Here is a 7,770-nt window from a genome sequence, read left to right as displayed (position 1 = left end):
GGGGGGGGGGGGGGGGGGGGGGGGGGGGGGTGGGGGGGGGGGGGGGGGGGGGGGGCCCCCCCCCCCCCGCGCGGGCGGCGGGGGGGGGGGGGGGGGGGGGGGGGGCCCCCCCCCCCCACGCCTCCCCCGGTCCCCAGCGCCCCTGGTTAGACCAGCGCTCCCGGCTGGACCAGCACCCCCGGCTAGACCAGCGCGCTCCAGTACGGGCAGCGGACGTACGGCAGCGGCGGCGCGCAGCGGTCGACGCTCCCGGACAGCACCGGGCCCCGCTCCGAGCGGGCCACTCCGGGCGAGCTCGCCGTCAGCCCGGCCTCGCCCGACTCGCCGAAGCGCAGCTCCAGCCGGTAGCCGTCCGGCGTGGCCGCGGCGACGCCGGGGCGGTCCCGGCCGGCGTTCAGCGAGGTGATGGTCCAGCCGCGCCGCCGCCAGTGCCGCTCCACCACGTCCGCCAGCGCCGCCCGTCGGGAGAGCGAGACGACGGTGAGGAGGTCCCGGCCCCGGGTGACGTACCAGAGCAGCTCCGACTCGCGCCCCGGCAGCGGCAGCCGCGCCCCCGCCCGCGCGGGCGCCCCCTGCCAGACCGGCGCCGGACGGACGGCGTCCAGGGTGTCCTGGAGCAGCGTCTCGCAGCGTTCGGTGGCGTCGAGTTGGTCGATCGTCACCTCCGGCTCCGACTCCGCCCCCGGCTCGGACTCCGACCGCCGGACCGGCGCGACCCGCGCACCGCCGGGGCGGCCGGGGCCTCCGCCACCCGGGCATCCGACGTTCAGTTCGGCGCCACCTGACTGCACAGGGCCCTCCGTACTCCCCCGGTGTTCAACCCGGGCCGGCATTCCGTCACTGCTTGGACGGCGGGCGGGTACGGGCAGTTCCCCTCCCGGTTCCGTCCCTCACCGTTCCCACACCTCAAAATGCACTGCACGGTGCAGTTGAATCACTGATCTGCACTGTGTAGTTTACTTCCCGGGCCGACCGACCGGGCCGGACCGGCCCACCGGCCGCACCCGGCAGGCCTTCTGACCCGCCGTCCGACCCAGCCATCGAGAGGACCCGCCATGCCCGTCATCACCGTCGGCACCGCCCGCATCCCCTACCGCGTCGTCGGCGACGGCCCCGACACCCTCGTCCTGGTGCACGGCACCGGCCCCGGCTCCGCCATGTGGGACGGCCTGCTGGACTCCTTCACCGACCGCTGGACCGTGCTGCTGCCCGACCTCTCCGGCAGCGCGGCCGCCGAGGACGACGGCGGTCCGCTCGCCCTGGAGGCCCTGGCCGCCCAGGTCGCCGCCGTGATCGAGGACGCCGGCCGCGGCCCCGCCGACATCCTCGGCTTCTCGCTCGGCGCCGTCGTCGCCACCGCGACCGCCGCCCTGCACCCCGGGCGGGTCCGCCGCCTGGTCGCCGCCGCCGGCTGGATCAGCGCGGAACAGGACGAGTACCTGCGGCTCTCCATGGCCACCTGGCTCTCCCTCGCCGACCACCCCGCCGCGTTCGGCGGCTACGCCACCCTCACCGCCTTCAGCCCCGGCTTCCTCGACCGGATCGGGCGCGCCGCCGTCCAGGCCAACACCGCCTACATGCGGCCGACCCCGGGCACCCTGCGGCACATCGCCCTCAACCTCGACCTGGACCTCGGCCCGCTGCTCCCGCGCGTCCAGGCCCCCGCCCTGGTGATCGGCTGCCGCCAGGACGCCACCGTCCCGGTGGAGAACGCCCGCCGGCTGCACGCCGCCCTGCCCGGCAGCGCCTACGCCGAGTTCGACACCGGCCACATCGTGCTCGCCGAGCAGACCGGGGCGTTCACGGGTGCCGTCCGGGACTTCCTCGTCGCCGCGTGACCGCCCGCCGCACGACCACCCGCCGACCGCCGACCGCCGGGAGGGAGCGAACGGCGGCGCGCGGGCGGCCCGTCCGGCGGGCGCGCACGGCCCGGGCGACCGGCGCGTGGAGCACACCGTTGCCCGAGAGGCAAGCCCTGCTCCAGAAAGGCCGATTACCGCGCATGGTGATCCTTATCGAATTGACTGAACGTCAACTTCAAAGGTGAGACTGCCTTGTCAGCAACATTCGCAAGGAGACCACCATGCGCATACTCTTCACCGGCCCCGCCGCGGCCGGTCACCTCTACCCGATGGTGCCCACCGCCCAGGCGCTGCGCGCCGTCGGGCACGAGGTCCTGTTCGCCACCGGGCAGCCCGTCGAGCTGATCCGCTCCGCGGGCTTCCCCGTCGCCCAGGTCGGCGACGGCCGGGGCCTGCGGGAGATCATCGAGGAGGGTCTCGGCGGCAAGGTCCAGTACGTCAACCGGGACAAGACCCAGGAAGAGATCCTCGACATGGCGGCCGCGATGTTCGCGCACGCCTCCCGCCCCGACGTGGACGGCCTGCTCGCGGTCGCCACCGACTGGGGCGCCGACCTGATCGTCCACGACTCCTTCGCCGCCGCCGGCCCGCTGGTCGCCGCCCAGCTCAAGATCCCGTCGGTGGTGCAGAACTTCGGTGCCAGCCCCGGCCGTCCGATGGCCGACCTGGTGGCCTCGCACGTCTCCGACCTGTACGAGGAGCGCGGCCTGACCGCTCCGGGCGTCACCGCGGTGCTCAACCTCGGCCCGCTCGGCGGCGACCCGGACGGCCTGCCGGTGCGCTACGTCCCGTACAACGGCGGCGGCATCGTCCCGGGCGAGTTCCTCCGCAAGCCCGAGCGCCCGCGGGCGGTCGTCACCCTGGGCACCGTGCTCGCCGAGATCGACGGCGTCCGCGCGGTGGTCCGCCTGGTCGAGGCGGCGGCCGAGGTCGACGCCGACTTCCTGCTCGCGGTCGGCAACGCCGACCTCGCCCCGCTCGGCACCCTGCCCGCCAACGTCCGCGGCCTGCCCTGGGTCCCGCTCAACGAGCTGCTCGGCCGCGCCGACGCGCTGATCCACCACGGCGGTTCGGGCACCATGCTGACCGCTCTCCAGGCCGGCCTGCCCCAGCTGCTGCTCCCCCAGGGCGCGGACCACTTCCTCAACGCCGACGCCATCACCGCCACCGGTGCCGCCCTGAGCTCCACCTCCGAGGCCGTCGACACCCCGCTGCTCACCCGTGTCCTCACCGACGCCGCGCTGCGCGACGCCGCCCACCGCCTCCGGGCCGACAACGCCGCCCTGCCCACCCCGGCCGCCCTGGTCCCCACCCTGGAGGACCTCGCCGCCCGCCGCTGATCCCCCACCCCGTTGCCGTCGGCAGCCGCGGCGCCGCAAGGCCTCGCGACTCCCGGCGGTACGGCGGGCGACGCCCCTTCTCGACGAGGCCCCGCCGGCCGCGCCCCCGCGATGCCCTCGATTACCAGCTGGAAGCACCCCCGAACCAGATCGATCTCGGCCACTTCCACGCACCACCGCCCCGAGCACAAGCGCACCCACCGCCCACCGGCCCCACCGCCCGCCGGGCGGCACCACGGCCAGTGCCCCGGGCCCCGTCGCGGCCGGGGGAACCGAACAGGCTGCCGTCATCGACGTGTTCGACCGTCTGCGCGACCGGATCGACGAAGAGCGGGGTGCCGCACCAGGCGTGGAGGTCCGCGAACCCCCTTGCAGGTGCTGCGTCGCCGGATCCGGCCGCACCCATCCCTCGACAGCGTCCGGGCCGGCCTCCTCATCCGCACCTCCGCCGTGCCCTGCCCCTTGCCGCCTGACCGACCACCCTCCCGGACGCCACGACCATCCCCCGGTCGCTCGGTAGAGGCGCCTGCCCTACACCACACCCGTGCCCCATGAGGCGGATTTTGATGTTTCTGTGCACAGGCGCCGAGGACTCGTCATCGTGGCGGCACTTATCCGGCTTATGGAGGAATTCGATGACAGTTCATGTCTGCCACAGCACAATCGAGGCAATCAAAGCCCGTGTCGAAAGCTCGAACGGGGCCGTCATGATCTCGAATGCAACTGTCCGCGCCCTTGAAGAAAAGGAACGCCTCAGGGTGGAGCGACTGCAGAGGGTGTTCACCTTGCTCCGTGCTCGCGGGCTTGAGTGCTACCCGCAGGTACCGCTGTATGCCAACGAGTGGTGGTCGTTCCTGGTGTACCGCCGAGATCTTCTGACAGTCAACCTCCGCACCGCATCGGCTGATTCAACGACGAGGGCGGCTCTGATCTGCGCTATCGACGCGCTCAGCAAGCCTTACTGGCACGAGCAGGCACCAAGTAGCTGGGACCTGCACAAAGCGCTTCGGAAGCTGGGCGCCGCTTCCGTCGATCCGCCCCGCCGCAGCGAGCGACACCTTTCAGTCGCCTGATACGAGGCCCAGAGGCACTCCGAACCAACAGGCTGACGCGGAAATCGATCGGTCAGCGCTCCGTCGTCCACGTGGATCGCACACCGCCCCCCAGCACACACCACCGCAGCTGTCGACAGGTTCCGTCGCTGCGGTGGGCAAATGGATCCAAACCCGACAACAACTCATATGTCGCGAACGCCGCAGGTCAAATGGCCTGCGGCCTTCACATGGTTCGGCTGTATCGGAATGGACGCCACTCGCAAACCCGGATCCGTTCGGGCCCGGTCAGCCCGTCTCCCGGACCAAGGCGCGCAGCGTGGCGGTGTCAAGCACGTGGGCCCTGGAGGGGAGGAGCCGATGGGGCAGGGCGGTGCGCGCGGGGTCGAGCGCGAACGGGCCGGCGGCGGGGGTGGTGGTCATGCGGATGTCCTCCGTGCGGGTGGTGTGCCGGGTACGGCCTCCGGTCGCGCCCGGCCGCCGGCCCGGGGCAGCAGGAGCGGCGTGGCGAGGATGAGCAGTCCCGCGACCGCGAGGGCGGTGCGCGGTCCGGTGGCGGCCGCGAGCAGCCCGCCGAGCGCGGTGCAGACGGCGATGGACGCCTGCTGGCCGATCGACCAGGCCGACAGCGTGCGGGCGACCAGGTGCTTGGGCGTGCGTTCGAGCCGGTAGGTGGCGAGCACCGGGTTGAACAGGCTCATGTTGACGATGATCGCCAGCTCGACGGCCATCACGGTGACCAGGCCGACCACGCCGGGGCGGACGAAGGCCAGGCCGATCAGCCAGACGGCGCGCAGGGTGCCGACGGTCCGGAACACCCGGTCCCGGCCGTGGCGTGCCACGACCCGCCGGGCCAACCGGGAGCCGATCAGCCCGCCGAGGCAGGGGGCGGCGAAAGCCAGGCCGTACTGCCATGGGGCGAAGTGGAGTTGGCGGAGCAGGAGGACGGCGAGCACCGGCTCGGTGGCCATGATCAGACCGGCGACGAGCATGTTGTTGAGGTAGAGCGCCCGCAGACCGGGGTCGCCCAGGATGTGCCGCCAGCCGTCGAGCACCGCGCCCGCCCGCACCGGGTCCCCGCCGGTCCGCCGCGGCGTCTCCTCCCGGCCGCGGATCGCGGTGATGCTCAGCGCGGAGAGCAGGTAGCTGAGCGCGTCGGCCACCACGGTGGTGACCGGCCCGAACCGGCCGACCGCCGCCCCGCCCAGCGGCGGACCGATCGCGATGGAGCTCCAGTTCGTGGACTCGAACCGCGCGTTGGCCACCAGCAGGTCGTCCGGCCGGACGAGGGCCTTGAGGTAGGCGCCGCTGGCCGCGCCGAACGCGATCCTGGCCGCGGCGACCACGATCGAGACCACCAGCAGCTGGACGAAACCCAGCCCTCCCAGGGCGTACGCGACCGGGATCGACGCCATGGCCGCGAACCGGACCAGGTCCATCGCGATCATCACCGGACGCTTGCGCCGGAACTCCACCCACGGCGCGAGCGGCACCGCGATCAGCGCGCCCACCGCCGGCCCCACCGCGGACAGCGCGGACACCTCGGCCGGTCCGGCGCGCAGCACCAGCACGGCGATCAGCGGCAGCGCGCCGAACCCCAGCCCGGACCCGTACGCGCTCACCGCGTACGCCGCCCACAGCCAGCCGAACCGCCGGCCCAGCCGTTTCCCACCCGTCATGCGCGGTGCGCTCCCCTCGACGTCCCGACCCCGACCGGACAAACCGGAGTTGACCGGTGAGAGCCAACCGGGAGGCACCACGGCCGGTCAAACAACCGTTTCACCCACCCCGCACAACCACAGGTTGTTCTCTACAGTGGATCGGCGTGGACCTCGAAGCAGTGCGCACCTTCGCCGCCATCGCGGAAGCCGGCCAGTTCCAGAAGGCCGCCGTCGACCTGTCGATCACCCAGCAAGCCGTCTCCAAACGCGTCGCCGCACTGGAGCGCGACCTCGGCGTGCGACTGTTCACCCGCACCCCGCGCGGCGCCGAACTCACCATCGACGGACAGGCGTTCCTGCCCCACGCCCGCGAACTGCTGCGCGCCGCCGAACGCGCCGTCGCGTCCGTACGGGCCGGCCGCCGCCCGCTGCGCGTCGACGTGCTCAACTCGCGCGGAGCCGTCTCGGGCCTGATGCGCGACTTCCACCGCGCCCACCCGGACATCGACCTCGACGTGCTGATGCTGCACGACATCGAGACCGCCGTCGCCGCCCTCCGCTCCGGCGCGATCGACGCCACCTTCCGCGCCGTCGCCATGCCCGGCCGGCCGCTCCCCGAGGACATCGCATCCGTCCGGGTGCTCGACGAACCGCTCCACCTCCTCACCGGCCCCGCCCACGCCCTGGCGGGCGCCCGGACGCTGACCGTCGCCGACCTGGCCGGCCACCGGATCTGGATGCCCGGCATCGTCCCCGGCACCGAGTGGGGCGCCTACTACGCCGACCTCGTCGCCGAGTTCGGCCTCACCATCGAGGCCACCGGCCCCAACTTCGGCTCCGACGCCCTCCTCGACACCATCGCCGACACCCCGGCCCTCGCCACCTTCATGAGCGAGCGGACCCGCCTCGTCTGGCCCGCCGCCCACGGCCTGCGCCGCATCCCGGTGACCGACCCGACGCCCGTCTACCCCCACTCGCTCCTCTGGCACCGCGACAACCCCCACCCGGCCCTCCCCGCCCTCCGGGCCCACCTCGCCACCACCGCCCCCACCCCCGACACCCCCGGCACCTGGACCCCGGCCTGGACCCACCCCCACTGACCGCCCCGACCGGCCCCGGACAACGCAAAAGCCCCAGGTCGTTGACCTGGGGCTTTACTGCTGGAGCGGGCGACGAGAATCGAACTCGCGCTCTAAGCTTGGGAATCTCGGCAGTCAGAGCCGATCAAAGGCCCTTGACCAGCAAGAATCCGCTTGAAGGACATCACTGGGCCGCATCACAGACGACCGCTACTGACCGCCATTTACCGTCTGCTACCGCCGCTTAGGGCACACGTGGGACACGCTCTCGACGGTCACGGCTTCGACCGTCAACTCTGACCATGATCCGATGAGTAGACGCCACGGCAGACCTCTACGAGATCTTCGGCGTGAATAGCGCCGTACTGCTTGGGCGTCATCTCATCCACCGCTTGCAGAACGTGGTGTGCCGAGTGGGACCGAAGACCCCTGGCACTGTCGTCAGTGGTCACGTTGACCTGCCAGTACTTGGCGAGAACCGGGGACTCCTGGAAGGTGCGATACGTCACGGTGTCACGCAGATCCATGTCCTTGATCTCGACGTTAAGGCCCTCGGCCAGCGCCTCCTTCGCATAGTCGAGCGCGGCATCGAGACTGATGGTGTAGAGGGTCAGAGGCCGACCATTCGGTTCACGTGGGATCGCCATGCGTGCAGGCTACAAGCCAGGAGCGACATCCGATGGGTCTGCTCGGCAGCTGAGGGCGGCGGAGCGGTTTTGGCCGGTGTCCTGCCTGGTTTGGGGTCGAGCATGATCGGGGGGCCGTAAGCTGTTGCG

General features: G+C 72.3%; 8 protein-coding genes. 4 read left to right on the top strand and 4 right to left on the bottom strand.

Going from position 1 to position 7,770, the window contains the following annotated elements; genetic code table 11:
- Window positions 1-182: 182 nt before the first annotated feature.
- The gene (locus ACLWS4_RS36840; protein ID WP_074001845.1) at window positions 183-662 is read right to left on the bottom strand and encodes a hypothetical protein; all 480 of its coding nucleotides are present in this window, start codon (window positions 660-662) and stop codon (window positions 183-185) included.
- A gap of 393 nt (window positions 663-1,055) precedes the next feature.
- Between ACLWS4_RS36840 and ACLWS4_RS36835 the strand changes: the two genes are divergently transcribed.
- The 3 genes from ACLWS4_RS36835 to ACLWS4_RS36825 all read left to right on the top strand — a co-directional run bounded on the left by ACLWS4_RS36835 (window position 1,056) and on the right by ACLWS4_RS36825 (window position 4,275).
- Complete coding sequence (locus ACLWS4_RS36835; RefSeq protein WP_049651634.1) at window positions 1,056-1,838, top strand: alpha/beta fold hydrolase; 783 nt, start codon at window positions 1,056-1,058, stop codon at window positions 1,836-1,838.
- Window positions 1,839-2,083: 245 nt separating this feature from the next.
- The gene (locus ACLWS4_RS36830) at window positions 2,084-3,202 is read left to right on the top strand and encodes a glycosyltransferase (protein ID WP_416876404.1); all 1,119 of its coding nucleotides are present in this window, start codon (window positions 2,084-2,086) and stop codon (window positions 3,200-3,202) included.
- Window positions 3,203-3,837: 635 nt separating this feature from the next.
- The gene (locus tag ACLWS4_RS36825; protein ID WP_159028442.1) at window positions 3,838-4,275 is read left to right on the top strand and encodes a hypothetical protein; all 438 of its coding nucleotides are present in this window, start codon (window positions 3,838-3,840) and stop codon (window positions 4,273-4,275) included.
- A 267-nt stretch (window positions 4,276-4,542) separates the two neighbouring features.
- Here the strand turns inward: ACLWS4_RS36825 and ACLWS4_RS36820 are convergent, their stop codons facing one another.
- Both ACLWS4_RS36820 and ACLWS4_RS36815 read right to left on the bottom strand, forming a co-directional pair.
- Window positions 4,543-4,677: a hypothetical protein gene (locus tag ACLWS4_RS36820; protein WP_255357423.1), complete on the bottom strand. Its 135-nt coding sequence runs from the start codon at window positions 4,675-4,677 to the stop codon at window positions 4,543-4,545.
- A complete protein-coding gene (locus tag ACLWS4_RS36815; protein ID WP_416876403.1) occupies window positions 4,674-5,933 on the bottom strand; it encodes an MFS transporter in 1,260 nt (419 codons plus the stop codon). Before ACLWS4_RS36815 ends, ACLWS4_RS36820 begins: the two co-directional genes overlap by 4 nt.
- Window positions 5,934-6,079: 146 nt before the next feature.
- On the opposite strand from ACLWS4_RS36815, the gene ACLWS4_RS36810 reads away from it, so the two are divergent.
- Window positions 6,080-7,015 carry a LysR family transcriptional regulator gene (locus ACLWS4_RS36810; protein WP_416876402.1) on the top strand — a complete coding sequence of 312 codons (936 nt, stop codon included), beginning with the start codon at window positions 6,080-6,082 and terminating at the stop codon, window positions 7,013-7,015.
- 269 nt (window positions 7,016-7,284) lie between these two features.
- On the opposite strand, the gene ACLWS4_RS36805 is transcribed toward ACLWS4_RS36810, so the two are convergent.
- A complete protein-coding gene (locus ACLWS4_RS36805) occupies window positions 7,285-7,641 on the bottom strand; it encodes a hypothetical protein (protein ID WP_416876401.1) in 357 nt (118 codons plus the stop codon).
- Window positions 7,642-7,770: the final 129 nt, after the last annotated feature.

This window comes from Kitasatospora sp. SC0581, from assembly GCF_048159585.1.
In the GTDB taxonomy this organism is placed as follows: domain Bacteria; phylum Actinomycetota; class Actinomycetes; order Streptomycetales; family Streptomycetaceae; genus Kitasatospora.
The sequence above is the reverse complement of the archived record's forward strand: the minus strand, read 5'-3'. Positions and strand labels throughout refer to the sequence as shown.